Origin of the sequence: Chimaeribacter californicus (assembly GCF_002858675.1) — a bacterium.
Taxonomy (GTDB): Bacteria; Pseudomonadota; Gammaproteobacteria; order Enterobacterales; family Enterobacteriaceae; genus Chimaeribacter; species Chimaeribacter californicus.
This window is the reverse complement of record NZ_PJZF01000001.1, coordinates 81,675-107,385: the sequence shown is the minus strand read 5'-3', so window position 1 is coordinate 107,385 and position 25,711 is coordinate 81,675. Positions and strand designations below refer to the sequence as shown.

Below are 25,711 nucleotides of genomic sequence, written 5' to 3'. Positions count from 1 at the left end.
TTACCACACGGGCGGCTCATCCTGCAGGAAAGGGTTGGTCAGGCGCTCATGGCCCAGCGTTGAGCGTGGCCCATGCCCCGGCAGGAAGGTGACGTCATCCCCTAACGGCAGCAATTTGCTGCGGATGGCGTGGATCAACGCCTGATGATCGCCGCGTGGGAAGTCAGTACGCCCCACGCCGCCTTTGAAGATCACATCCCCGGATACCAGCATCTTCGCAGCCTGGTTCACAAACACAATGTGCCCCGGTGTATGGCCCGGGCAGTGCAGTACATCCAGCTGCATATTGCCCACGATCACGCTTTCCCCTTCCTCCAGCCAGCGATCCGGCGTCAGCGGCGCGCACTCAGCCAACCCGAACATCTGACTCTGTGCCGGCAGCGCCTCCAGCCAGAAACGGTCATCAGGGTGCGGCCCCACTACCGGCACACCATAATGCTGCGCCAGTTCCGCTGCCGCCCCGACATGATCAAGATGGCCGTGTGTCAGCAGGATCTGGGTGACATGGACATTTTTCGCCGCCACCTGGGCCATGATCGTTTCAGCGTCACCACCCGGATCAACAATAGCCGCCTCAAGGGTGGCATCACACCAAATCAGGGAACAGTTTTGCGCAAAGGCAGTGACAGGAATCGTGAGAGTATTCATAAGGCTCCATGGCCGGTGCAGGACGCCTCCCGCACCGGTTAAAAGGCACAGTAATACTTAAGACCAGTTACGTACCGGCCCGGTATCAATATGCACAAAGTTGCTTCGTGGGTAATATCCTACACCACCGGCGCGCATTTTTAATGCCGCCTTACGGATATTACTCAGTTGCACGCCTTCAATATGGAAATCCATGGCACGTCCCAGCGTATGGTAGCTATGTTTGGCCACCCCGCTGCTGTGTTTGCGTAAATCATCATTGGTGGCAACAGAACGATAACCAGAAATTAACTGAACCGGTTTGTTATTTCCCAACAATACCTGCAGGCGGTAAAGCTGATCAAACAACGCGGTATCAATGGTTTTCATTTTATTAGCGCGAAAATCGCGGAACAAATGATTCAGCCTGGACAACTCATCCGTGTTGTAAGCCTTTCCATCAAAGAACTCGGCTTTGAGAGATTCCCCGGTATGCAGATTATTCAGCGTTAATACACGAGGACGAGGAGTTGAGAGCGTTGCGAACGCCTGCCCTGGAAGCAGTGCGATCCCCATAGCGGCGCCACCGAGCGCCAGCCACTTTCGGCGTTGTTTATCGATTTGATCCATGAACTGTCTGATTACCCGGCAAGAGAGTCAAAAAATAAGCACATTATTTGTGCTGTCCCGAACCATAACTGCCATTAAAGAGCGAGTCAACCCACTCTCTATCAGGCTGATTGTCCGCCCCGGCAGGGGCGAACAAAAATCAACCCGTTAATCAGACCGTTAATTCAGTGGAATTACTGCAGTTATTGCAGCAGGCGTTCAGCCTGAGGCAAGATTTGTGCGCCCGATCGCACCGTATTATCGTAATTGTAAATATCTGTGCGGAATTGTGGTTTGCCGTCATCCGCTACCCAGGCGGTCAGGTAATAAAGCTGCACGGGAATATGGTGGCGAATCGGCACATAAGTCGTATTTCCGGCTTCCAGCGTCGAATTAACCCGCGCATCGTTCCAGCCGGCATCCTGCAATAACATACCGGCCAGCACAGACGCCTTATTAACCCGCACACAACCGGAGCTCAGCGCGCGAATATCTTTCTGGAACAGCGCGTGGTTCGGCGTGTCATGCAGGTAAATCGCATCGGAACTCGGCATATTGAACTTATAACGCCCCAGCGAGTTCGTCGCCCCCGGTGCCTGACGCAGGCGATACGGGAAGTTCTGCGGTGACACCATGCTCCAGTCAATCATCGACGGGTCGATCACTTCCGCATCATTGCTCCATCCGCTCAGCACGGTATAGCCGTGGGCTTGCAGATAACTGGCGTCATGCATCGCTTTGGGAATAATGTCCTGCCGGATAAGCGTGGTCGGCACATTCCAGGGCGGGTTGACCACCACGTTATTCAGCGCGCTGCTCATCAGCGGCGTTTTGCGGCTGGGGCGCCCGACAATCACGCGTGACGACAGCACTTCGTTACCATCGCGGTAGTAAACCAGCGAATAGTTAGGAATGTTTACCATAATGCCGGTATTAACGTTCCCCGGCAGGATGCGCAGCCGCTGGATGTTCAGCGCCAGCAGGGTCGCCCGGGTATGGGGCGAGACATTCAGCCATTCGCGGGTGCGTTTACCAATCACCCCGTCTTCCGCCAGCCCTTGCCATTTCTGGAAGCGCTTAACGCCCTCCACCAGATCCGGCGTGTACTGGTTATCTTTGACTTCGGTGGCGGTATCCGGTGTGGCGGCCGGCGGGCTTTGCGGCGTTGGCGGCACATCATTCACCGGTGCTGCCGCCGGGCTGACCGCTACCGGCGGGCTGTCTTCGTGCGAGGCGGTCTCATCGACATACAGATCATCTTCGGCAGACGGCTTGCTGGCAGCAATCTGCTCAGCCGGGATCGGATCGGGGTCTGCCGTGGACTGGGCGTCGGCGCTCAGCATGCCGGAACGGGCCAGAATTTCACGCAGCGCCGGAATATCGTCGCTCAGTTGCCCTGGGCGCAGGCTGGGGCCGTTGACCAACTGAGGCCATGGGCGGCTGTCAGCCAGCATATCTTTCAGCGCCTGGTGCATGCGGGCATATTGCGGATGCTGCGGTGCCAGGGAAGCCAGATAGTGTTGCAGGCTGGCCGGGCTATGGGCCTGATGGGCAATCGCCATCTGCCATTGGTTGATCACCGTGGCTGCCGGTAATGTCATTTTGTAAGGCGCGCTGCTGTAGAGCCAGTTACTGCCGTTGGCATTCACCCCCGAGACAAACTGCAAATAACCGAGCATGGCATCAGACAGCACAATGTCCCGTGCCATTCCGGTCAAATCAGGGTTACTCAGCTGGCGTACCCATTGGGTAAATTGCGGTTGCACGCCGGAGATAGCCAGCTCCGCCAGTTGCTGCTGGAACAGCTGCACCGCTTGCGCATCCTGCCACATCGGCTGCATATGGCGTGCCGCGTAGAGCGAAGAGAGCGTAGTCAGATAAAAAGGCGTTATCTTTTGCGGCAGCGCAGCCCGGATTTGATTCCCGGCCTCATGCGCGCTCATGCTGCCCGACGCATGGGGTAATGCCGGCATCGCGGCATCAGCAAGCTGCAGGGACGTAGTGCCCCAGGCCAGTGCACAGGCAATGGCCAGACTCTTCAATGTAGTAGGACGTATAAGCATCATCCCTTGCCCCCTGATTAAATACAAATAGATATCAATCATCTACTTGTGCTGAAACGTTCTATAAGTATAAGACAGAACTGGTTTTTTGCGCTTCTCCTGCCGCAATCAGCGAAAGCGGTGAAGCGCAACCGGCCAGCTGCCGTGATAAACAGCGTGGCAGAAAGGCACCCAAATGAAAAGCCGCCCGGAGGCGGCTGGAAAGATTTATTTTACTCAACTATCAGGCGACGATCAGGCCTCTTCCGCCAGGCTGCGGTCTGCTTCCGGTTCAATCGCGGCAAAACCACGCAGCCCCACCACATGCACGTGCTCATGGTTCTGCACCACTTTACGCACCAGCTTGTAGGTGGTGCCCTTTTCAGGGCTGATATTTTCCGGCGCAGCGATAATCAGCTGCATCTCAAGGCGATCGCACAATTCAAACAGCGTGGCGATCGATTTGGCATCCAGGCGTGCGGCCTCATCCAGGAACAGCAGGCGGCATGGGGAGATATCTTTGCCGCGCAAGCGACGTGACTCCTCCTCCCAACTCTGCACCACCATCACCAGAATCGACATCCCGGTACCGATCGCCTCGCCGGTAGAGAGCGCCCCGCTCTCTGCCCGCAGCCAGCCATCCGATCCGCGATAAACTTCCACTTCCATTTCCAGGTAGTTACGGTAGTCGAGCAGCTCTTCACCGATGGTCTGCGGGGTACGCTGGCCCATGTCGATCTGCGGATTCAGGCGCTGATAGAGTTTCGCCAGTGCTTCCGAGAAAGTCAGGCGATTGCTGTTGAACAGATCCTGATGCTGCTCCTGCTGTTCGGAGAGCACATCCAGCAGCGTGGCGTGGGCTTCACGCACATTGACGTTGAGGCGCACACTTTTCACCTGGCCGAAGGCCACCGCCTGCAAGCCCTGGTTCAGCATACGGATGCGGTTCTGCTCGCGCTGGATGGTTTTGCGGATGATGTTCGCCACACTTTTCGAACTGATAGCCAGCTTCTGCTCGCGCGCGGTCAGCTCTTCCGTCAGCCGGCCCAGCTCAATCTCCATCTGTTCAATCGCTTCTACCGGGTCATCGGTGCGGATAATATCCTGACGGATACGTTCGCGCAGATGCTGGTAGACCGCGATATAGAACTGGATTTTGCGTTCCGGGCGTTTTGGGTCTTCAGAGAGGCGCAGTATATCCCGCAGGTGTTCATTGTCAGACACCGCCAGACGCAGGGCACCCAGCGCTTTATCCGACATGGAGCGCAGTTCGTCAGCATTCATGTAAGCCAGTTCGCGGCGGTGCAGGCGGCGTTCGACGCCGTTATCTTTCACCAGACGCATCACGGCGCACCAGCCGGCTTTCGCGGAGACCACCTGCTCACGCAGCTGATGGTAGTCACGTTCCACCTTACGCAGGCGTTTTTGCAGCCCGTCCATCTCGGCTTCACAGAACGTGAGCTGTTTCTCAAGCTGATTGCGGCGCGCGCGGTTGTGGCTGAGGGCTGCATGCAGCTCATCCCGGCGCGTCCGCGCACGGGCCTCTGCGTCGGGATCGGCCTGTACGCCGATGTCCAGCAACTCCTGGCCCAGCTCTTTCAGCATGTCGCGCTTGGCGTCATAAGAACTTTTCAGCGAGGCCAGCACCTGGCTGTACTGGGTCAGCTGCGCCTGATGCTGGCGCAGCAGGTCACGCGCCCGGCTGCGTTCCGCTTCGGCATGTTCCAGCTGCTGGCGCAATTTGTCATTCAGGTCAGCATTGTCGTTCAGCATCCCGGCCGATTGGGTGTAGCTGAAATGCGCCCGGCGCTGGACCACTTCCGTCAGGGCGAACGCCTGCTGCTTGGCCAGACGCTGGGTATGCTGCGCATCGGCGTAGTCCGCTTTCAGTTGCTCGTGCTGTTCCGGGTCGCTTTGCAGCACCGGCACCAGCGGCTCCAGGCGGGCCAGCGCGGCACCGTGCTGTTGCAGGAAACGGGCGGCTTCCTGCGCCTCTTCCAGCTCCTCGCGGATTTCGTCTGCCCGGTCGGCCAGGGTTTCATCACACAGCAAGGCCACCCGCGGCAATAAACGGTTCAACAGGGCAATGCCCTCTTTCGCCTGATCAAACTGCTGGCGCTGTTGCTGATGCTGGCCCTCAAAGGCGGCCAGCGCCCGCTCCAGCTCACCACGGCGGGTGGTTAGCGCACGGATTTCCGCTTCCGGGTCGTCCTCAAAGGCCACGGCCAGGTGGGTACCGATAAAGCGGCTGAAGGCCTGATGGGCGCGCTGGATTTTCTGCACGTCAAACGAGAGCGTGGCGTAACGTTCCGCCAGCTTTTCGCGTTCCTGATTCAGGGTTTCCAGGCGGCTTTCACGGGCGGCACGGCCAAACAGCGGCACCGACGGGAAGCGGGAGTAACGCCACTGGCGATCGGCGACTTTGACCAGCACGGCGCGTTCCATCTCTTCCACGCCAAAGACGCTGTCATCAAAGGATTGCGGATCCCCTTCGATCAGGTAGAGATCTTCCGGGCAATCCTCCAGACCATTAATCTGATCGCGGATCAGGGCGAGATCCGGCACCACGATGGCGTGGCGCGACGGGCCATACAGCGCGGAGAAGTACGGCGCGTCGTCCAGCGTGACGTCATCATAAATTTCAGAGAGCAGCACGCCGCCAAACCGCTCGGCCAGCGCCACCAGGCGCGGATCTTCCGCCCCGCCCGGCTGGCTGAGGCGCTCAATCTGCCCCTCAATCCGGCGTTTGCGCGTGGCGACCTCATCACGTTCAACCGTGGTTTCGCGCTCGCTCTCCAGCAACTGCTGCATGTACTCGGTGACCTGGGTGCTGCTCTCCAGTGATTCACCGCTCTGCGTGGCGAGCTGGTCGAGCGCTTCCTGCGCGGCCAGCCAGACCGGGGCGCGCGCCGTCAGCGCTTTGATGCGCTGTTGCAGCTGCTCAGACTCCTGACGCATCTCCATGCGGTGCTCGCCGGCTTCCGCCACCGTGGCGGAGAGCGTTTCAATGCGCTCTTCCAGCTCGTCCTGCACGCCTTCCAGCTCTTCCGGCTGATAGTCGCGCCCGGTACGTTTGCAGAACTCCTGCAACTGGCGCTCTGCATCCTGCTGTTCACGCAGGCGCTGCTCCAGTTCACTCAGGCGCATACGCAGGGGCTGAACCCGTTCCGCCTGGTGCTGCTGGTTGCCCCAGTCACGTAACAGTTCGCGCGCCGTCTGCCAGGCATCGCCACGGCTGACCTCGCCGGCAATTTTCACCACCAGCTGGTAGGCGGTTTCGAACTGGCTGTGGGCCGCCTCGGCCACGCTCATTTTCTGCTCAAGCTGCAACAGGGTTTCGGTACTTTCCTGTTCTTTTGCGCGGAACGTTTCCAGCCAGGATTCTGCGTTACTGATGTCCAGATCCGGCAGCTCACAGAGTTCGCGCGCGCGGGTCAGCGCATGCAAAGCCTGCTGGTACTGGATGGCACGGGTCTGCTGCACATCCAGCGCCTGCTGGTAATCGGCCAGCTGGCTTTTCAGCTCATCCACTTCCGCTTCGGCCGCCTCGGCGCGCGCCTCATGCTCTGCATGCAGCTCACCCGCTTCAGCCACGACCTCATTTTGCTCTTCCAGCCGGTAGGTCAGTTCGTCGAGATCGCCCTGATAGCGCTCGATTTTTTCCTGCTGGCGCATGGCGGTCTGCACCAGATTAAGGTGATCGCTCGCGGCCTGATAATCGGTTTCGAGATCGGACTCGGCGCCGCTGTGCTCGCTCAGCTCGCGGGCCATCTCCACATGGCGGTACTGCTCGTGCGCCAGTTGTTTGCGGCCCGACAGCAGCTCCTGCCGCAGCGCCAGCGCGCCGTCCAGATGCACCCGGCGCTCATTGGCGTGACGCATATAGTCAGCGGCCACATACGAGGTCGCTTCGGTAATCAGGTGCTTGAAGAGATCGCGGTCCGACTGGGTCACGCGGATCGCTTCCAGCGTCATGCGGTTTTCACGCAGCGCCGCTTCCATGTCTTGGAACGCCTTACGTACCCCGCTGTTCTCCGGCAACAGGTAGTCGCGCAGGGAACGGGTAATGGTGCTGGAGATGCCGCCATACAGCGACGCCTCAATCAGGCGGTAGAATTTGCTGCGATCGGACGAGGAGCGCAGGCGGCGCGGAATAATCCCCAGATCAAACATCAGGGAGTGATAATCGGTAATGGAGTTGAACTGCTTGAACTGCACCCCTTCAATCGACTCAACCCGATCTTTCAGCTCTTGCAGGGAGAGCACCCGCGCCTGGCGTTCACCCACGGTTTCCGTGAGGATTTGCGTGGGTTGCAGGGCGGTCGGCAGCCCCTGAATCGTAAAGGGTTTGATGTCCACTTTACGATCGCGGCCGGCGACCTGTTGCAGCCGCACGCCGACAATCACCCGCTGGTGGCGGGAGTTCACCGTGTCCAGCGCCGAGTAGCAGACCCCGGCGCGCAACTTGCCGTGCAAGCCCTTGTCACGCGAACCGCTGGTGGCCCCGGCCTCGGTGGTGTTACGGAAGTGCAGCAGCGTCAGGTCCGGGATCAGGGCGGTGACAAACGCCGCCATGGTGGTGGATTTACCGGCCCCGTTACCGCCAGACAGCGTGGTGACCAGCTCATCAAGATCAAAGGTTCTGGCAAAAAAACCGTTCCAGTTAACCAGTGTCAGTGAGCGAAATTTACCGCGTTCAATCATTCCTGTTCATCCTCTGCACGCACCGGCGCACTGTTGCCGGTCAGTTCGCCTTCGCTGTCGTCAGTATCATCCTGCAGTGACAGGCTGCTCTCCACCGGCATTGCTTCGCCGTCCCGGATCATACGCAGTTGTGCCTCGCGCGGGTCATCGCCGCTGCGCACATCGGCACCAAAGCGGAACACCGCCTCTGTGATGCGGAATTTACTGTTGTCGCCGCCCATGAAATAGACCATGCCGAGGCGGCGCAGGCGGTTCAGCGACGTCCGCACCTTATCCTGCAACTTCTGGCGGTCGAGATCGGAGCCGGTTGAGCGCTGGTTAACAAATTTCAGCAGCTTGTTCTCGTCCGCCAGGCTTAGCAGTTCGTCATACAGCTCCTGCTGGCTGAAAATGCCCTCATGCGCCAGCCGCTCAGGGCTGAGGTAGAGGTAACAGAGAATTTTGCCGACCATCATATCCAGCTCAGAGAGTACCGAACGCGGGATCAGGGTGGTCGAGCGCGGGCGCAGGTAGAAGAACCCTTCCGGCGCGCGAATCAGTTCGACGTTATAACGCAGGTAAAACTGCTCAATCTCTTCCTGATAGTCCATCAGGAAGGCATGGTTATCCAGCTCTTCAATGCCGATATGGCGGCCGCTGCGCAACTGGCTGTCGAGCGACGGAAACAGGGGATTTGCCAATGCCTGTGCCAGCTTAACCGGCATAACTGCTTCAATATTTATCGATGACATGGGCCTGCACCTTGGCTCCGTAATCATTGATTGCCTGCCATTCGGCCGGCAATCCGGTGAAATCTGCTTCGGCCACACCAAGGCGTACTGCCTGGTCGACCACGATGCGTGCCACATCAAAATGACGCGCACGCGGGTACTGTGCCAGGTAGTCACGCATGACACTACCCAGGTTAAGCGGGGTGTTCTCGTCACGGTAGACCGCCAGCGCCTGCTCAATCATGGCGGCCAGCTGCTCCCGGATTTCATTAAATTCTTCAAACTCCAGGTCCGGCGGCAGTTCACCGGTGACCTCTTCATTACGTAGCGCCAGCTCCTCGTCACGCATGTCGAGCAGCCGCTCCGCGTTGGCGTAGGTGAGCGTCCAGGGCGCTTCAAAATAGTTCTGCACCGACTGGCGCAGGCGCTGCGCGAAGACCCGGTTCTTATCCATATCGATGGCGGTACGGATGAACTTATGGACATGCCGGTCGTAACCGATCCAGAGGTCAATCGCCTGCTGGCCCCAGCTGATGATGCGGTCCAGCTTGTTTTGCAGGTCAAACACCTGTTTGTCGATAAAGCTCAGGTCCCTCTCCATCGGCATCGCCGCCTGGATGCGCAGCAGGTTGGCCTGCAGTTTGTCACCGGCCGCCTCAAGCGTATCCTGCAATTCCCGCAGTGTGCCGGAGGTTTCCGACAGCAGCAGCTCACAGCTGGAGATGGCCGCACGCCAGTCTTTGTTCAGCAGGGCGGCGATATCCTCTTTCACCCCCTGCTGCTGCTCATCCATCACCCGCTGGCTGAGATCGATGCTGTCAAAAATTTCTGCGACCGAATACTTCAGCGGCGCAAACACGTCGCGGTGCCAGTGAAGTTCATCCCCACCCTCTTCCGCGGCATCGGCAGCGCGCTTCAGCTCCTGGGCGACCATCGACAGCTGCATCGAGAGCCGCAGGGTGGAAAACTCACGCTGACGGATGTAGTAATCGGTGATGCCGATGCCAAGCGGCGTCAGGCGGTAAATGGCGTGGCCATCCGCCTGCTCACTGGTGAAACGGTTAATTAACCGCTGTTTGACCATGTCGTTGATGGCGTTGTTGGCACGTACACTGATGGTTTCACTGGTCTGCTCAAAACCATCACTGACATGGCGAAAGGCATCGATCAATTCGCCTTCACTCATTTCACCGTCAAGGCGTTCACCGTTGAGGGTGGCGATGGCCAGTAAAAAGGCCAGCCGCTCCGTGGGAAGCGAAATAGCGAAGTCATTTTTCCGTGCCCAGGCGACCAGTTCGGGTACAGTCTGGGAAAATTCACTCATGATTCGTCCTTCACATTCGGTTTGTGCGCCATCACATGGATGTAGCGCCCCAAACTCACAAAAGGTTCCTGCCGGCAGTAACGCTGCTCCAGCGCCAGCAGGTCAGCGAACGCTTCTGTCTGCTGCTGTTTATTTTTCAGGTAGTCATGGAATACCCGGACCCCGGTTTTGCCGCGGATCGTCATGCCCATCTCTTCCAGCCAGCGGTAAACCTCAGCCGGGATTAACGGGTAGTCCGGTGCCAGTGAACGCTTGTTCTTGACCGGCATCCCTTCATTCACATACTCAAAATTGCCGACCACCATATGGCGCATCAGCAGGCCGTGATGGTTAAAAAACATCAGTGACAGCGCGCCGCCCGGGGCAAGGCAGGCATTGAGCGCGGCCAGGGCCTGCTGTGGTTTTGCGACCCACTCCAGCACCGCATGAAACAGGATCAGATCCACCGGCTGCGTAAGGTGTTGCGCGATATCCTGAACGGCGCTTTGCACAAACTGCATGTTGTGGCTGACCCCTTTGGCCTGCGCCGCCTCTCTGGCGCGCTGGATCATCTCACCGGAGAGATCGCACAACAAGACCTGATGTCCTAAAGCGGCCAGTTCGCAGGCCATTTTTCCCTCACCGCCGCCCGCATCCAGAATGCGCAGGGGCCGCTGCGGTAACGCAGCCAGCAGCCCGGTCAGATCCTGCCACAGGACTGCTTCGCGGATTTTGCCTTTGGTTGTGCCGTAGATATTGCGTGCAAACTTTTCAGCAATATCATCAAAATTGCGGCCGGGTATCGACATTGAGGTGGCTGGCTCCATAACGGCTGGGGTAATTCGAACCTGCTATTTTGGCACAGGCTGACGTAGAATAAATCTTATTGCCGCGCAAACTTGCCTGGATGTCGTTTTTTCACCCAAAAGGATCGGTTTTTCATGCTTTTTGACCTGAAAAAGTTGCTGGGCGGCCTGATGATGCCGCTCTCTTTTTTGTTGCTGATGATGGGCGTGGCGCTGATTCTGCTGTGGTTTACCCGCTGGCAGCGAAGTGGGAAAGTGCTGTTTTCAGTAGCCTGGCTGGTTTTACTGCTGTTAAGCCTGCAACCGGTGGCTGACCGCCTGCTGCAGCCGCTGGAGAATGCCTACCCGACCTATCAGGGTCAGCAGCCGGTTTCCTATATCGTGGTGCTGGGCGGCGGCTATACGTTCAACCCGGCCTGGGCGCCCAGTTCCAATCTGATTGGCAACAGTTTGCCGCGCGTCAATGAAGGGGTGCGCCAGTACCGGCGGCACCCGGGCGCGAAGCTGGTATTTACCGGGGCGGCGGCCCCCACCAACCCGGTGAGCAGCGCCAGAACAGCCGCGCAAGTGGCCGAAAGCCTGGGGGTGCCGGCAGCGGATATTGTGCTGCTGGACACCCCACGGGATACCGAACAGGAAGCGGAACAGGTCGCCGGGTTGGTAGGCCAACAGCCTTTCCTGCTGGTGACCTCCGCCAACCATCTGCCGCGGGCGCTGGTTTTTTTCCGCGCCAGGGGGTTGCAGCCGATTCCGGTTCCGGCCAACCAGCTTGCAATTACGTCACCGCTTAACTGGTGGGAGCAGGCAATTCCGCAGGCGATGTACCTGTCCCACAGTGAGCGGGTCTGGTATGAGGGGCTGGGCCGCCTGTGGCAGTGGCTGAAAGGCTGAAGGCGCTTCGCCTGTCAGCTCAGCCAGGGCAATAACTGGCGGGCAGCGTGGGAAAAATGGGCGTGATCCAGCCGGCCGGTATGCAGCAGGCGCGCCACCGCTTCCCACAACACATAAAGCCAGCGGCGCGCGACAAAGGCCTCTGAGACCGGCGCCCGTTGCAGGTAGGCAAACAGCAGTTCGCCGGACATGCCCTCTTCACAAAGACGAAACAGGTCATATTCCCGTGGTGCCCAGAGCATGATGCCGGGGTTCACCATTGCCAGCAGCTGATCGCTGCGCGGGTCTTTCATCATGCTGCGCAAGGTCAGGTTGCCGTGTACCAGCACCGCATTATCATCAAAACCGTGGAACAGATGCGGCAGGCTGGCGCGCGACCGGTAGAGCAATTCACGATCCTCATGCCCTAACACCGGTGCCTGCAGGTGGCTGAGGGTCGACCACAAGACTTCAACCCGTTGCTGATACCAGTTACGCCAGCTGTTTTCCTGAGTGCTGTCCACCGTCCCGACGCAACGGTGGCTGTCCACCCGGTGCCAGGCCAGTATTCCCTCCACAATCTGCTCTTTCAGCGTTTCCCAGCGTTGGGGATTACGCGCCGGGACTTCAACCGGTACGCCACGCAGGCGCTCTATCAGCAAGACTTCTTTATAAGGCGGCATCTGGGTAGGCATCAGCCCATAGACCGTCGGCATCCTGACGTCTCCTTCGTGGGTCAGGATCGAGAGTTTATACGCTTCCTGCCGGGCAATGCCGGCGGTCAGAAACCCCTTCGCCAGCAACGGCACGGCGTGGCCCTGCGCATCGTAAAGGCTGAACAGGTGGGCGTAAGGCTGCTCACTGATACGCTCAATGCGTGATAACGGCTCACCCAGCACCAGGCTGAGTTCGGTTTTAAGCTGATCCATGGGACAGTGACCTCCATTGGTTGAATCAATCCATGATGGAAGTATCACCAGGCTAATGCTTCAATGTAGATCAATATTGGCGGGATTAACCACCATGCAGCAGGAAGCGGCAAAAAGAGAGCAGAGACAAAGGGAAAAGCAGCAAGGTGTGACAGGCCGGGCAAGATACCCGGCCGCATAGGGTTCAGCCGGTAAAGGCTGCGCGTACCCGCGCCAAATCTTCGGCAGTATCCACGCCCACGGTCGGCACCGCATGGGCCACGTCGACATGGATTTTCTCGCCATACCACAACACCCGCAGTTGCTCGAGCAGTTCGATACTCTCCAGCGTGCTGGGAGCCCAGGTCACGTAACGACGGATAAAACCGGCACGGTAGGCGTAGATGCCGATATGGCGCAGATAGTGCTCGCCAATCTGCTCACGCGATTGGGCAAACTTATCGCGATCCCAGGGGATCGTTGCCCGTGAGAAATAGAGCGCAAAACCTTGAGCGTCGCGCACGACTTTCACCGCATTAGGGTTAAACGCCTCTTCTGCCGATTCAATCGGCACTGCCAGGGTGGCCATACCCGCTGCGCACCCGGCCAGGTTATCCGCAACCTGGCGGATAATCACCGGTGGGATCATCGGCTCATCACCCTGAACATTCACAATGATATCGTCGTCAGCAAAGCCATAACGATCAATCACCTCTGCCAGGCGCTCAGTGCCTGACTGGTGGTCGGCCCGGGTCAGGCAGACTTCGCCGCCTGCGGCTTCCACCGCAGCGACAACATCCGGGTGATCGGTCGCGACAATGACCCGGTCAGCACCGGACTCACGCGCACGCTCCATAACACGGACGACCATCGGTTTACCGTGAATATCCGCCAGCGGTTTGCCGGGCAACCGGCTGGAGCCGAAACGCGCGGGAATGATGGCAATAAAACTCATGGATGTGTCTCGTCAGCTGACAGCGCACGCGCTTCATTTTCCAGCAATACCGGAATGCCGTCCCGCACCGGGTAGGCCAGCCTATCCGCTTTGCACACCAGTTCTTGTTTTTCTTTGTTGAAATAGAGTTTGCCGTTGCAGACCGGGCACGCCACGATTTCCAATAAACGATGATCCATAATCCCTCCACGCTGGAGATGTGGTTAAAAGCTCAGGGGGCAGAGAATAGCATAACCGGCACAGAGGGTTAATGCTCGTCCTGTAAGAATGCGTGCGGCGTTCCACATCCCCACCCCTGCTGCCAATGTGGCTGCAACGCATCCGGAATGACGCCAATACGCACCTGTTCTGCACCATGCCATTGCGCACAGCGGGTAATAGCCTGGGTCAGATCGCGGATTCGCTGCGGCCCCGGCCGCACACCCGGTTCCAGATAGAAGCGTTTAATCTCGAACACTTTCTCTTTACGGTGCATTTTGGCGTCGGTGCGGCCAATCAGCTCACCCCGTTGCAAAACCGGCAAGACAAAGTAGCCGTACTGTCGCTTTTCCTGCGGTGTATAGCACTCGAGACGGTAATCAAACCCAAACAGTTCCAGGGCGCGCTTACGATGCCAGACCACCGGATCAAACGGCGAAAGCAATGTGGTCACCGTGGATCGCAAATGCGTATCGCCCAGGCAAAGCGGTTGCAGGCTATGATGAAGATAGAATGGCTCACTGAACCCCGCCACGCTGACCGGCACAATTTCCCCCTCATCCAGCAGCGACGTGATGGTCTCTTTAAGCGGCACGCGCTTTAGACGGTAATAATCCGGCAGCCAGTCCGGCTTAAAAATCCCCAGGCTGCGGGCACTGCGGCGCAACATCTCCCGGCGGGCATCCGCTTCACTCAGGGTGCTGGTTTCATCACACCAGCCGGGCTTAACCCGTGAGGTCAGATCATAAACCCGATGAAAATTTCGCCGCTCTGCCACCATCACCTGCCCCAGGGTAAAAAGGGTCTCCAGATGGCGCTTTTCCGGCTTCCAGTCCCACCAGCCGCTGCCGCTGCCCTGTAGCCGGGTGAAATCTGCCGAACGAACCGGGCCATGCTGTTCAATATGCTGCAGCAGTTGCGTCATGGCTGCCTGGTGCTGCTGATGCCAGGCCGCATTATACTTCCACCCCATCTTATCGGGGGCCAGCATCCGGTGTCGCAATAGGCTGAAATCTTCGGCAGGAATAAAACAGGCTTCATGCGCCCAGTATTCAAACAGCTCACGCCGGGCCAGCGCATCATCCAGCCAGGTGCTGGGATAAGCGCCTAAGCGGCTGAAAAGCACCAGATAGGGGCTGCGGGCCACCACACTGATGGTGTCGATTTGCAGAAGCCCCATGGACCGGATAGTGTCCAGCAGATGATGCCGCTGTGGCGGTGAAGCAAGGGGGTGTAATAATTGCTGGGCAGCGAGGTGCAGCGTGCGGGCGGCGGACAGAGAGAGTGTAAGACCTGGCATAACGATATCCATTCTTCGTGTAATGACACGGTATTAAGGATATCGATAGCACATTTTACGCAGCAGGTAAAATCAGGGGCAGAAGCCTTAATTAATGGAAGGCAATAACATCCGCGGCGGATAAACCATGATACACGCTGTGGTAACAGGTAAATTCAACCTGCTGCCCTTCCAGAAGGGATTTATTTTTTGTATTGGCAATGGACATACGGCTTACATAAAGATCGCTGCCGCCGTCATTCGGAGAAATAAAGCCATAACCTTTTGCCTGGTTGTACCATTTCACACGGCCTGTTTTTAACATCATATTTTATTTTCCTTAATTTTTTGAGCATCCTCAGCACGCCTTAGTGGCACCGGATGCTGTTGCTCAAGCGTGTCTTCAATAAACAAAACCTTTTTTGAGCTTTTAAAAACCCGCAGTAGTGCGGGTCTAGAATTGATCAGTTTATGATGAAGGGGAATCAGCACTAATCTGAATTTTTCCTGTTATTCATCATAACTGGGTGTTGCACGCTTAAAGCGCGACAACGTTGGCAGCGGCCGGACCACGCGGGCTGTCCTGAATGGTGTATTCAACGCGCTGGCCTTCAGCCAGAGTTTTGAAACCTTCAGAAGCAATAGCAGAAAAGTGAACAAACACATCTTTGCCGCCATCCTGCTGCTCAATAAAACCAAAACCTTTGCTTTCATTGAACCACTTAACTTGACCCATTTTCTTAGACATCAGTATTACCTTTTAATTTTAAATAATTTGCCATACGGCATAGATTGACTGTTTGACAGAAATATTACTGATGGGGGACAACAAGAGGGTTCATCTTTGAAAGCGGAATCGGATGACAACGTTTTGGGAGGAACTGCTTAACTTAGCTTAACTCTATAGTAGGTCACACATACTCATAAATAGGTCTGCATCACAGGCAGGCGGCTATTTACTCATAAAGCCCGACTGATAGCAAGCTTTTCCACACTAACAATCGGGGATTTCTGTAAAGATATGTCTTTTACTGCTTAAGTGGCTATTATCAATCGATAAATTACCTTGTTTATTTTTCTTCTTACGATTTTCTGGCTAATTTCACTAACATGTTTAAAAGCTTCTCAGCCTCAATCACGTTGATTTGGGCATTAACCGGCAGATACCACCAGTTGGCCTGAGCAAAAGCCCGGCATTTAACAGCATCTTTTTCGGTCATTAATAAAAGGTCATTACCCGTTGTCAGGGCGGCCAGTTGATCAGGCTGATAGCTTTGATGGTCGGCAAACGCCACACACTGATAAGGCCGGACGCCCAACGCCTCAAGCGTAGCAAAAAAGCGCGGCGGATGGCCGATGCCCGCCATGGCGATCACGTTCTTTAACTGCTCAGGCGAACGGCGCTCCCCCGTCAGCAAATTGACAGCCTGCCCGGCCTGCAACGTCATGGCAATTTCGCCTGGCGCAGGCTGGCCACCATTGGTTATGACGGCGTCCACCTGCTTCAGACGACCGGCACGTTCACGCATAGGCCCGGCCGGCAGCCACCAGCCATTGCCGAAGCGGCGCACGCCATCTACCACGACAATTTCCGCATCACGCTGCAAGGCATAGTGTTGCAGACCATCGTCAGTGACAATAATATCCACCTGTTCAGAAAGCAGTGCCTGAACCGCATCACGGCGTACCGGTGCCACGGCGACCGGCGCGCCGGTACGCTGGAAAATTAATACCGGTTCATCACCTGCTTGCCGGGGATGCGTGTCGGCCGTGACCCGCAGAGGATACTGTTCCGCTTTGCCGCCATACCCACGCGAAACTACCCCCACCCGCAAGCCGCGCTGCTGGAGTTGCTCCACCAGCCAGATCACCACCGGCGTTTTACCATTGCCTCCGGCGGTGAGGTTCCCCACCACCACCACGGGCACCGGCGCTCGCCAACTTTTCTGCCAGCCCCATTGATAACTCAGGCGAATCAGCGACGACACTGCCCCGTAAAGCCAGGACAGCGGCAATAACAGCAGATATAGCGGTGACCGCCCGGCCCAGATCTTTTCAATCATTGGCCAAACTGCATCCGGTAGAGTTGTGCATAGGCCCCACCCTGCGACAACAAAGTCGGGTGATCGCCACGCTCAACGATACGCCCATCTTCAACCACCAGGATTTCGTCTGCACTCTCAATGGTGGAGAGGCGGTGGGCAATAACCAGCGACGTCCGGTTTTTTTGCAACTCATCCAGGGCTTTCTGAATGGCCCGCTCAGACTCGGTGTCCAGCGCCGATGTCGCTTCATCCAGAATCAGTACCGGGGAATCACGCAGCAGGGCACGTGCAATGGCAATACGCTGGCGTTGCCCGCCAGACAGCAGGACACCATTCTCACCAATGACGGTATCCAGGCCATTATCCATTTTGCTGATGAAATCCATGGCATACGCCATATTCGCAGCCCGCTCAATCTGCTCACGGGAATAAAGATCCTGGCTTGCATACGCAATGTTATTAGCAATGGTGTCATTAAACAGGTGCACGTTCTGCGAGACCAGCGCGACCTGCCGGCGTAGTGATGATAGCGTGTACTCACGCAGATCGTGACCATCCATCAGAATTTCGCCCTGTTGGATATCATAGAAACGGGTCAGTAAATTGGCGATGGTCGATTTCCCCGAGCCTGAACGCCCAACCAGCGCGACCGTTTTGCCTGCCGGAATATGCAGATTGATATCACGGAGTGCCGGCGTGTCTTTCCCCGGGTAACTGAACGTCACATGGCGGAATTCAATCTCACCGACAGCCCGGGTAACTTCACGGGTTCCCTCATCTTTTTCCTGCTCCATATCCAGAATGGAGAACAGCGTCTGGCAAGCGGCCATACCGCGCTGGAACTGAGCATTCACGTTAGTCAGAGATTTCAGCGGACGCATCAGGGCGATCATGGAGGAGAAGACCACGGTAATCGTCCCGGCGGTCAGGGTCTCCATCACACTCGGGAAGCTGGCCGCATAGAGGACAAATGCCAGGGCCAGTGAGGCGATCAGCTGAATAATCGGATCAGAAATAGAAGAAGCAGAGACCATTTTCATGCCCTGCTGGCGCATACGGTTACTGACCTGGTTGAAGCGTTCCGTTTCAACGTGCTGGCCACCAAAAATCAGTACCTCTTTGTGCCCTTTCAGCATTTGCTCGGCGCTGGTAGTGACCTGCCCCATCGTATTCTGCATATTTTTGCTGATATTGCGGAAACGTTTGGAGACCAGGCGGATAGCGATGGAGACAACCGGTGCGATGACAATCAGGATGAGCGACAGCTGCCAGCTGTAATAGAACATCATGATAAACAGACCAATGATCGACGCCCCTTCACGCACGACGGTAATCAACGCGCTGGACGAAGATGAAGCCACCTGCTCAGAGTCATAGGTAATGCGTGACAGCAGGGTGCCGGTGGATTGCTGATCAAAAAATGAGACCGGCATCCCCATCATATGGCTGAAAAGGCGACGACGCATCTGCATGACCACCTTTCCGGAAACCCATGAAATACAGTAGCTTGAGATAAAACTGGTAATGCCCCGGATCAGCATTAATCCAATAACGGCCAGCGGCATCCACAAGAGAATTGAATTATTTGCTTTGCCGAAACCGTCATCCAGCAAGGGCTTCAGCAATGACAGCATAAACGTATCACTGGCAGCATTAAGAATCAGTGCGATGGCCGCCGCTATCAGGCCTGTTTTAAACGGTGTGATCATCGGCCAGAGGCGACGAAAGGTCTGCCAGGTGGAGAGATCTTTATCATTCATCATGCAATTAACCAGCTTCGTAAGTAATAGCGGCTCATTCTACTCATTATCCCCCTGTACGCCAAACCGCTGGTGATACCAACGGGGCATAATTTGTTCACGGAAGCCCTTTATTTGCCAACGATCGTGTGAAAAAAACACGCTTATCTGCCCTGTTCGGGAAGTCTCCCACCATCTGATCCTGTTTTCCTGATAGCGTGATCTGACCTTTTTAGCAGGCAGGTGCCAGGCATTAAACCGGGAGGCGGAGACAATCGCTGCATGGGGCTTAACCGCCCGCAAAAACGGCGCAATCGATGAAGTATTACTGCCGTGATGAGGCACCTGAAGCACGGTAGATGCCAGCGCCGACCGTTGCTCTTTGAGCAGGGCCTGCTCCGCTTCCCGTTCAATATCACCGGTCAACAGGATCTGATGATGTCCATCGTTGATGGACACCACGCAGGACTGGTTATTGCCCGCCTGCTCTACTAATGTTTTAGGCCACAAGGCGCGGAACATTAAACCTCGCCATTGCCAGGTTTCACCCCGCCGGCAGGGTAAACCGGCGAGCCCTTGTTGGGAGGAGCGGATTCTGGCCTGGGGGAAAGCGGCCTGTAAGGTGGCCAGCCCGCCCTGATGATCTAAATGGCTATGGCTGATAATGATCTCTTCCAGTTCAATATTGCGCCAACGCAAAAAGGGCAGAATTGCCCGTTGTGCGCTGTCACCGCCCTCCCAGCGATTGCCGGTATCAAAAAGTACGCCCTTTCCCTGCTTTTCAATCAGTACCGCCAGGCCATGCCCGACATCAATCATATCCAGCCTCCATGTTTCAGATGGCCGCTTTGTCATGTAGACCAGAATTAACAGGGCAATCGTCAGGCTTATCGTCGCATGCTTTCGCACACTTCCCAGCCGCCAGGCGATGACTGCCAACCACCCCACGCCACTCCAGAACAGGGCACGCCTGTCCAGAAAAAACCATCCAGCTTGCAGGAAAGATAATGGCGTAAGTGCCCAACCAAGCAGGGTGCCCGCCAGGGTCCAGAGGTGCCCGGCCAGCCAGGGCCAGAATGAAAACGATAATGACAGCAATACCAGAGGAACAACCAAACAGGAAACCCAAGGTACCGCCCATAAGTTGGCGGCCAGCGATGCGGCATTAAACCCAGCAAATATTCCTGCCTGAAGTGGGATCAGTAAGATAAACATACTAAATTGCAGATGAAGCCATCGCACCCCTACCCAGCGCCAGCCTGTTCTATAGCGAAAAGGCAGCGGGCACCAGTGATACCAGAATAATAAGGCGCTTACTGCAAAACAGGAGAGCCAGAAACTATCGGAAAGTATCATCAACGGGTCAAACAGCAGCATCAGTGCCATACACCATAAACCGACCTGCCAGCTACTGCACCTGACAGAAAACAACCGTAGGGTCAGCCATACCCCCAGCGCCAGCCCACTTCTCACTGCCGGTGGGTTTGCCCCTGATAACCCAACATACATCAGGGCGACTATGCCGCTCACTATGAGTGGGAAGACATGCCCTATCCATGTCGCCGGCAGGAAATACTGTATTACCCGCGCCAGCCACCAGCCGAACAACGCTGCAATGGCAATATGCAATCCGGAGATGGCCATTAAATGTGCGACGCCCGTTTGTTGCAGCAATTGCCGGGTATCAGTATCAAGAAAACGGCTCTCCCCAAAGGCCAGCGCCATCAAGATCGCCTGATGATGTGTTTCCGGCATGATGCGCTGGATATAGTTGATAAATTGCTGCCGATAACTGCATTGGGTTAACAGTGGGAATGCTTTCAGCACCTTCCCTTCTAAAGGCCGATGATTCGCGATAGCCCAGCGCTGGCTATCGAATCCGCCTTCATTTAGCTGGCTGTGTACAGGCCTTATAGCCATGTGTAATTGCCAACGCTGCCCCGCACACCGGACTGTTTCCCCCTGGGGCCAGTACGCCGTGATCGTTATTGGAGGGAATACCCATTGTCCCCCAGCTTTTTGTATCTTTAGTGTCGTACGGTCATTCTGCTGGCCTGGAAGGGCTAGCGATGTCACGAGACCTTCAATATCTATATGAGGGCGGGAAAACGTCTCTATGTGCGTTAATACAACGTGTGCATGTATAAGCGCCCACAGCATGGCCAGCTGTAACATCGCCAGCCAAGCTGTAGCTACCCTCTGGCTAATACGCCATATGCCTGCCGCTATTACCACTAAGAGCCCCCCTACCCCCGGCGGTGGCAACTCCGGCAGAAACAGTAACGGTAAAGTGCCGATCACCAGCGCAGAGGCAAGGTGAGTAATTGAAAGATTAATAGTGATGCCCGCCTGCGAAAAAGAGACTGTTCAGGCAGGCAGTGTGCAGCAGAGTGAAGCGGCGAGGTAAGCAGAGGAAAACAGGATTACGAGGCAGGTGCTAAAGAAAATGAGGCTTTGCAGAAAGTGAACAACAGGCTGGTATCCATCTCACAACATGCTTTTTTACCCATAAAAAAAACGGTGCCGTCAGGCACCGTTTTATGATCTCTAGGCAATAACACCATGCCTTTCTATATCAGGCATAAATGTTCGCGCGATCGCGTAGCTCTTTACCCGGTTTAAAGTGAGGAACGTATTTGCCGTCCAACTCAACTTTATCGCCGGTTTTTGGGTTACGCCCAACGCGCGGAGCACGGTAGTGAAGTGAAAAACTGCCGAATCCGCGAATTTCAATGCGTTCACCTTCAGCCAGCGTACCGGCCATATGTTCAAGCATTTCCTTCACCGCATCTTCAACGGCTTTCGCCGGAATATGAGATTGCTGGCCAGCAAGTCTTTCAATGAGTTCAGACTTGGTCATAGTTCCTCCAAGCTTTGCAGCTAAACTACCGTTTCGGGGCGGCAGAGCCGCCCCCCGTCATTACTCGCCTTTAGCCGCTTTGAAAGCTTCAGCCATAGCGTTAGAGAAATTACCTTCTTCTGGTTTGTTGTTAACAGAAGCGATGGCATCTTTCTCGTCAGCTTCGTCCTTAGCACGAACGGACAGGCTTACAACGCGGTTCTTACGGTCAACGCCGGTGAATTTAGCTTCAACGTCATCACCCACGTTCAGAACCAGAGTTGCATCTTCAACGCGGTCGCGAGAAGCTTCAGATGCACGCAGGTAGCCTTCTACGCCGCCCGCTAATTCAACTGTAGCACCTTTGGCGTCAACTGCAGTGACTTTACCGGTAACAATAGTACCTTTCTTGTTCATAGACAGGTAGTTATTGAACGGGTCTTCAGCCAGCTGTTTCACGCCCAGGGAGATACGCTCGCGCTCTGCGTCAACCTGCAGAACCACAGCAGCGATTTCGTCGCCTTTCTTGTATTCACGTACTGCTTCTTCGCCTGCAACGTTCCAGGAGATGTCAGACAGGTGAACCAGGCCGTCGATGCCGCCGTCCAGGCCGATGAAGATACCGAAGTCAGTGATAGACTTGATTTTACCTTCAACGCGGTCGCCCTTGTTGTGGGTCTCAGCGAACTGCTGCCACGGGTTGGATTTGCACTGCTTCAGGCCCAGGGAGATACGACGACGTTCTTCGTCGATGTCCAGAACCATAACTTCCACCACGTCGCCAACGTTAACAACTTTGGACGGGTGAATGTTTTTGTTGGTCCAATCCATTTCGGAAACGTGTACCAGACCTTCAACGCCTTCTTCGATTTCTACGAAGCAGCCGTAATCAGTCAGGTTGGTGACACGACCGGTCAGCTTGGTGCCTTCCGGGTAACGTTTAGCGATAGCAACCCACGGATCTTCGCCCAGTTGCTTCAGACCCAGAGAAACACGGGTACGCTCGCGGTCGAATTTCAGCACTTTAACAGTGATTTCGTCGCCAACGTTCACGATTTCGCTCGGATGCTTAACGCGTTTCCATGCCATATCAGTGATATGCAGCAGGCCGTCAACGCCACCCAGATCAACGAATGCACCGTAGTCAGTGAGGTTCTTAACGATACCTTTAACTTCCATGCCTTCCTGCAGGTTTTCCAGCAGTTGATCGCGCTCAGCGCTGTTCTCGGATTCGATCACGGCACGACGGGAAACAACAACGTTGTTGCGTTTCTGATCCAGCTTGATGACTTTGAATTCGAGTTCTTTGCCTTCAAGGTGCAGGGTGTCGCGTACCGGACGCACGTCAACCAGGGAACCTGGCAGGAACGCACGGATGCCGTTCAGCTCAACAGTGAAGCCACCTTTAACTTTGCCGTTGATAACACCGGTAACAGTTTCAGCGTCTTCGTAAGCTTTTTCCAGCGTGATCCAAGCTTCATGACGTTTAGCTTTCTCACGGGACAGCAGGGTTTCACCGAAGCCGTCTTCAACTGCATCCAGAGCAACGTCAACTTCGTCACCCACCTGGATTTCCAGTTCACCCTGGGCGTTCTTGAACTGTTCTGCCGGAATAGCAGACTCAGATTTCAGACCGGCATCAACCAGAACGATATCTTTGTCAATGGCAACAACAACACCACGAACGATGGAACCCGGGCGGGTTTCGATGGTTTTTAAGGATTCTTCAAATAGTTGAGCAAAAGATTCTGTCATATTGATAATCTTCAGGATTCTTCAATTTAACGTCCATCTAGCATCCCGCCGGATGGGGTTGTTTCACATGCCCCACCGCCGTACCTGGCAGCAAGGTAAAAAATTCGTCAGACTTGAGTCTGTTATTTTTGGATCAGTGCCAATACATCCCGTGCATGGGACAAGGCCTTTTCAATCACTTCATTGATGGACATGCTTGTTGAATCAAGCAACAGGGCATCAGAAGCAGGCACCAATGGCGCAATAGCCCGATTACGATCGCGATCATCGCGTTCTTTTATCTCGGCTAAAAGACGTTCAAAGTTAACACTAAAGCCCTTTTCCTGCAACTGTAGCATGCGTCTGCGTGCACGTTCTTCCGCGCTGGCATCCAAAAATATTTTTACTGGCGCATCAGGGAAAACGACTGTACCCATATCGCGACCATCAGCGATCAGGCCCGGCAGGTCACGAAATGCGCGCTGACGGCGCAGAAGCGCTTCACGTACCCGTGGGAAGGCGGCAGCCTGCGAGGCAGTATTGCCGACCGTCTCAGTACGGATCTCATGGCTGACATCTTCACCCTCCAGGATCACGTCGATCTGCCCATTACGGGAGATAAACCGGACGTCGAGATGTGCAGCCAGAGGAACCAGTGCTTCTTCGGACTGGATATCCACCTGATGGTGTAAAGCTGCCAGCGCCAGTACGCGATAGATTGCGCCGGAATCCAGCAGGTGCCAACCGAGTGACTCTGCCAGTGCCTTACACAGTGTGCCCTTACCGGCACCACTTGGGCCGTCAACGGTAATAACCGGGGCTGTGACCGTCATATCTCACTCCTTTAGATTGGGGAAACCCGCTTTATTATCCAGTAGGCTATTTTCAGGTGCAGCATTATACGCTGCCTTGCGCAGAACTGTTACCTTTGCGCAACACTATGAGCGAAATTAACCCCACAAACATTCAGAGAGTGTAGAAGATAGTCAAAATATAACAGGGATAAAAAAAACGGGCACTATTTGCCCGTTTTGGTCACCGTTATGCCGGCTGGCTCAGAGAGGCGAGCCGGTCAAAGTAATCCGGGAAGGTTTTGGCCGTGCACTTCGGATCCAGAATCGTTACCGGCGTGTCCGATAGCGCCACCAGGGAGAAGCACATCGCCATGCGGTGATCGTCATATGTGCCGATTTCTGCTTCCTGCAATGTGACTGGAGGGGTGACACGGATATAATCATGCCCCTCTTCCACGTCTGCCCCGACTTTGCGCAGTTCTGTCGCCATCGCTGCCAGGCGGTCCGTCTCTTTTACCCGCCAGTTATAGATATTGCGGATCGTGGTCGTTCCCTGTGCAAACAGGGCCGTGGTCGCTATGGTCATTGCTGCATCAGGGATCGCGTTCATGTCCATGTCGATGCCCTGCAACGTCCCCCGCGTGCACTCGATATAGCTGTCACCCCAGGCGATCCGGGCACCCATCTTTTCAAGCACATCGGCAAAGTGTATATCGCCCTGCATACTGTTACGGCCAATGCCGGTCACACGAACGGTGCCGCCTTTGATTGCAGCGGCTGCCAGGAAATAGGAGGCGGAAGAGGCATCCCCTTCAACCAGATAGTCACCCGGTGCCTGATACGTCTGGTTACCGGTAATATGGAATACCTGATAATTGTCATGACGTACCTGGACGCCAAAACTCGCCATCATGTTCAGGGTAATGTCGATGTAGGGTTTGGAAACCAGGTCACCCTTGATATGGATGGCGGTGTCCTGTGCTGCCAGCGGTGCAGTCATCAGCAGCGCCGTCAAAAATTGACTGGAGACAGAGCCGTCCACCGACACCTCGCCCCCGCTGAGCCCACCGCGTACACGCAATGGTGGGTAATTCTCCTGCTCAAGATAGTCAACCTGCGCACCGCCCTGCCGTAAGGCGTCCACCAGGTGCCCGATCGGGCGCTCCTTCATGCGTGGCTCCCCGGTCAGGGTAATATTTCCCACCGAGAGGCAAAGTGCGGCGGCCAACGGCCGCATGGCGGTACCGGCATTGCCCAGAAACAGCTCCAGGTTATCCGCACTGCGTAAGGGACCGGCGTTCCCTTCCACTTCACAGCAGGTACGGTCATCAGACAAACGGAACGTGACCCCCAGTTTTTCCAGAGCATTCAACATATGCCGCACATCGTCGCTATCGAGCAGATTAGTGAGCCTGGTGGTGCCTTTTGCCAGCGCAGCCAACAGCAGTGCCCGGTTAGAGACGCTTTTTGAGCCGGGAAGGTTAATGGTGCCACTGATTTTGGCGATGGGTTGTAGGGTTAACGAGTCCTGCATGTAAAACACTCTCTA

21 protein-coding genes are annotated in these 25,711 nt (G+C 55.8%); 1 reads left to right on the top strand and 20 read right to left on the bottom strand.

Features of this window, described 5'->3' with window-relative positions:
* From CYR55_RS00415 to cmoM, 7 genes are all read right to left on the bottom strand, one after another.
* A complete protein-coding gene (locus tag CYR55_RS00415) occupies positions 1-648 on the bottom strand; it encodes an MBL fold metallo-hydrolase (RefSeq protein ID WP_101814209.1) in 648 nt (215 codons plus the stop codon).
* A gap of 57 nt (positions 649-705) precedes the next feature.
* On the bottom strand, positions 706-1,257 hold the full coding sequence (mepK, locus tag CYR55_RS00410) for a peptidoglycan L,D-endopeptidase MepK (RefSeq protein WP_101814208.1): 552 nt from the start codon (positions 1,255-1,257) through the stop codon (positions 706-708).
* Positions 1,258-1,439: 182 nt separating this feature from the next.
* A complete protein-coding gene (ldtD, locus tag CYR55_RS00405; protein ID WP_101814207.1) occupies positions 1,440-3,302 on the bottom strand; it encodes a L,D-transpeptidase in 1,863 nt (620 codons plus the stop codon).
* A 231-nt stretch (positions 3,303-3,533) separates the two neighbouring features.
* Complete coding sequence (gene mukB, locus CYR55_RS00400) at positions 3,534-7,982, bottom strand: chromosome partition protein MukB (protein ID WP_101814206.1); 4,449 nt, start codon at positions 7,980-7,982, stop codon at positions 3,534-3,536.
* The gene (gene mukE, locus CYR55_RS00395; protein ID WP_101814205.1) at positions 7,979-8,713 is read right to left on the bottom strand and encodes a chromosome partition protein MukE; all 735 of its coding nucleotides are present in this window, start codon (positions 8,711-8,713) and stop codon (positions 7,979-7,981) included. The genes mukB and mukE overlap by 4 nt, the downstream gene beginning before the upstream one ends.
* Positions 8,694-10,016: a chromosome partition protein MukF gene (gene mukF / locus CYR55_RS00390; protein ID WP_101814204.1), complete on the bottom strand. Its 1,323-nt coding sequence runs from the start codon at positions 10,014-10,016 to the stop codon at positions 8,694-8,696. Before mukF ends, mukE begins: the two co-directional genes overlap by 20 nt.
* Entirely contained in the window at positions 10,013-10,804 is a 792-nt protein-coding gene (gene cmoM, locus CYR55_RS00385; RefSeq protein ID WP_420912709.1) for a tRNA uridine 5-oxyacetic acid(34) methyltransferase CmoM, read from the bottom strand. The genes mukF and cmoM overlap by 4 nt, the downstream gene beginning before the upstream one ends.
* A gap of 132 nt (positions 10,805-10,936) precedes the next feature.
* Here cmoM and elyC point away from each other — a divergent pair, with 132 nt between their 5' ends.
* On the top strand, positions 10,937-11,692 hold the full coding sequence (gene elyC / locus CYR55_RS00380; RefSeq protein ID WP_101814203.1) for an envelope biogenesis factor ElyC: 756 nt from the start codon (positions 10,937-10,939) through the stop codon (positions 11,690-11,692).
* Between the two features lie 14 nt (positions 11,693-11,706).
* On the opposite strand, the gene CYR55_RS00375 is transcribed toward elyC, so the two are convergent.
* The 13 genes from CYR55_RS00375 to aroA all read right to left on the bottom strand — a co-directional run bounded on the left by CYR55_RS00375 (position 11,707) and on the right by aroA (position 25,696).
* Positions 11,707-12,600, bottom strand: coding sequence for a YcbJ family phosphotransferase (locus CYR55_RS00375; RefSeq protein ID WP_101814202.1), 894 nt, complete (start codon positions 12,598-12,600; stop codon positions 11,707-11,709).
* Positions 12,601-12,784: 184 nt separating this feature from the next.
* Positions 12,785-13,534 carry a 3-deoxy-manno-octulosonate cytidylyltransferase gene (gene kdsB / locus CYR55_RS00370; protein ID WP_101814201.1) on the bottom strand — a complete coding sequence of 250 codons (750 nt, stop codon included), beginning with the start codon at positions 13,532-13,534 and terminating at the stop codon, positions 12,785-12,787.
* Positions 13,531-13,713 carry a Trm112 family protein gene (locus CYR55_RS00365; RefSeq protein WP_101814200.1) on the bottom strand — a complete coding sequence of 61 codons (183 nt, stop codon included), beginning with the start codon at positions 13,711-13,713 and terminating at the stop codon, positions 13,531-13,533. Before CYR55_RS00365 ends, kdsB begins: the two co-directional genes overlap by 4 nt.
* Positions 13,714-13,781: 68 nt before the next feature.
* Entirely contained in the window at positions 13,782-15,032 is a 1,251-nt protein-coding gene (locus tag CYR55_RS00360; protein WP_101814199.1) for a winged helix-turn-helix domain-containing protein, read from the bottom strand.
* A 91-nt stretch (positions 15,033-15,123) separates the two neighbouring features.
* Complete coding sequence (locus CYR55_RS00355) at positions 15,124-15,339, bottom strand: cold-shock protein (protein ID WP_101814198.1); 216 nt, start codon at positions 15,337-15,339, stop codon at positions 15,124-15,126.
* A 210-nt stretch (positions 15,340-15,549) separates the two neighbouring features.
* Entirely contained in the window at positions 15,550-15,759 is a 210-nt protein-coding gene (gene cspE / locus CYR55_RS00350; RefSeq protein ID WP_101814197.1) for a transcription antiterminator/RNA stability regulator CspE, read from the bottom strand.
* 334 nt (positions 15,760-16,093) lie between these two features.
* The gene (lpxK, locus tag CYR55_RS00345; RefSeq protein ID WP_101814196.1) at positions 16,094-17,074 is read right to left on the bottom strand and encodes a tetraacyldisaccharide 4'-kinase; all 981 of its coding nucleotides are present in this window, start codon (positions 17,072-17,074) and stop codon (positions 16,094-16,096) included.
* Entirely contained in the window at positions 17,071-18,819 is a 1,749-nt protein-coding gene (gene msbA / locus CYR55_RS00340; protein WP_101814195.1) for a lipid A ABC transporter ATP-binding protein/permease MsbA, read from the bottom strand. The genes lpxK and msbA overlap by 4 nt, the downstream gene beginning before the upstream one ends.
* Positions 18,820-18,855: 36 nt before the next feature.
* Positions 18,856-21,138 (bottom strand): ComEC family protein, encoded by a 2,283-nt coding sequence (locus tag CYR55_RS00335; protein WP_101814194.1) that lies wholly within the window; start codon positions 21,136-21,138, stop codon positions 18,856-18,858.
* A 232-nt stretch (positions 21,139-21,370) separates the two neighbouring features.
* Complete coding sequence (gene ihfB, locus CYR55_RS00330) at positions 21,371-21,655, bottom strand: integration host factor subunit beta (RefSeq protein WP_072925795.1); 285 nt, start codon at positions 21,653-21,655, stop codon at positions 21,371-21,373.
* Positions 21,656-21,715: 60 nt separating this feature from the next.
* Positions 21,716-23,389 carry a 30S ribosomal protein S1 gene (rpsA, locus tag CYR55_RS00325; protein ID WP_072925799.1) on the bottom strand — a complete coding sequence of 558 codons (1,674 nt, stop codon included), beginning with the start codon at positions 23,387-23,389 and terminating at the stop codon, positions 21,716-21,718.
* 122 nt (positions 23,390-23,511) lie between these two features.
* A complete protein-coding gene (gene cmk / locus CYR55_RS00320) occupies positions 23,512-24,201 on the bottom strand; it encodes a (d)CMP kinase (RefSeq protein ID WP_101814193.1) in 690 nt (229 codons plus the stop codon).
* Positions 24,202-24,409: 208 nt separating this feature from the next.
* Entirely contained in the window at positions 24,410-25,696 is a 1,287-nt protein-coding gene (gene aroA / locus CYR55_RS00315; protein WP_101814192.1) for a 3-phosphoshikimate 1-carboxyvinyltransferase, read from the bottom strand.
* Between the last annotated feature and the right edge of the window lie 15 nt (positions 25,697-25,711).

Coding starts and splice junctions, on each gene's coding strand:
- CYR55_RS00415 (WP_101814209.1), bottom strand. CDS start 648: ATGAATACTCTCACGATTCCTGTCACTGCCTTTGCGCAAAACTGTTCC.
- mepK (WP_101814208.1), bottom strand. CDS start 1,257: ATGGATCAAATCGATAAACAACGCCGAAAGTGGCTGGCGCTCGGTGGC.
- ldtD (WP_101814207.1), bottom strand. CDS start 3,302: ATGATGCTTATACGTCCTACTACATTGAAGAGTCTGGCCATTGCCTGT.
- mukB (WP_101814206.1), bottom strand. CDS start 7,982: ATGATTGAACGCGGTAAATTTCGCTCACTGACACTGGTTAACTGGAAC.
- mukE (WP_101814205.1), bottom strand. CDS start 8,713: ATGTCATCGATAAATATTGAAGCAGTTATGCCGGTTAAGCTGGCACAG.
- mukF (WP_101814204.1), bottom strand. CDS start 10,016: ATGAGTGAATTTTCCCAGACTGTACCCGAACTGGTCGCCTGGGCACGG.
- cmoM (WP_420912709.1), bottom strand. CDS start 10,804: ATGTCGATACCCGGCCGCAATTTTGATGATATTGCTGAAAAGTTTGCA.
- elyC (WP_101814203.1), top strand. CDS start 10,937: ATGCTTTTTGACCTGAAAAAGTTGCTGGGCGGCCTGATGATGCCGCTC.
- CYR55_RS00375 (WP_101814202.1), bottom strand. CDS start 12,600: ATGGATCAGCTTAAAACCGAACTCAGCCTGGTGCTGGGTGAGCCGTTA.
- kdsB (WP_101814201.1), bottom strand. CDS start 13,534: ATGAGTTTTATTGCCATCATTCCCGCGCGTTTCGGCTCCAGCCGGTTG.
- CYR55_RS00365 (WP_101814200.1), bottom strand. CDS start 13,713: ATGGATCATCGTTTATTGGAAATCGTGGCGTGCCCGGTCTGCAACGGC.
- CYR55_RS00360 (WP_101814199.1), bottom strand. CDS start 15,032: ATGCCAGGTCTTACACTCTCTCTGTCCGCCGCCCGCACGCTGCACCTC.
- CYR55_RS00355 (WP_101814198.1), bottom strand. CDS start 15,339: ATGATGTTAAAAACAGGCCGTGTGAAATGGTACAACCAGGCAAAAGGT.
- cspE (WP_101814197.1), bottom strand. CDS start 15,759: ATGTCTAAGAAAATGGGTCAAGTTAAGTGGTTCAATGAAAGCAAAGGT.
- lpxK (WP_101814196.1), bottom strand. CDS start 17,074: ATGATTGAAAAGATCTGGGCCGGGCGGTCACCGCTATATCTGCTGTTA.
- msbA (WP_101814195.1), bottom strand. CDS start 18,819: ATGATGAATGATAAAGATCTCTCCACCTGGCAGACCTTTCGTCGCCTC.
- ihfB (WP_072925795.1), bottom strand. CDS start 21,655: ATGACCAAGTCTGAACTCATTGAAAGACTTGCTGGCCAGCAATCTCAT.
- rpsA (WP_072925799.1), bottom strand. CDS start 23,389: ATGACAGAATCTTTTGCTCAACTATTTGAAGAATCCTTAAAAACCATC.
- cmk (WP_101814193.1), bottom strand. CDS start 24,201: ATGACGGTCACAGCCCCGGTTATTACCGTTGACGGCCCAAGTGGTGCC.
- aroA (WP_101814192.1), bottom strand. CDS start 25,696: ATGCAGGACTCGTTAACCCTACAACCCATCGCCAAAATCAGTGGCACC.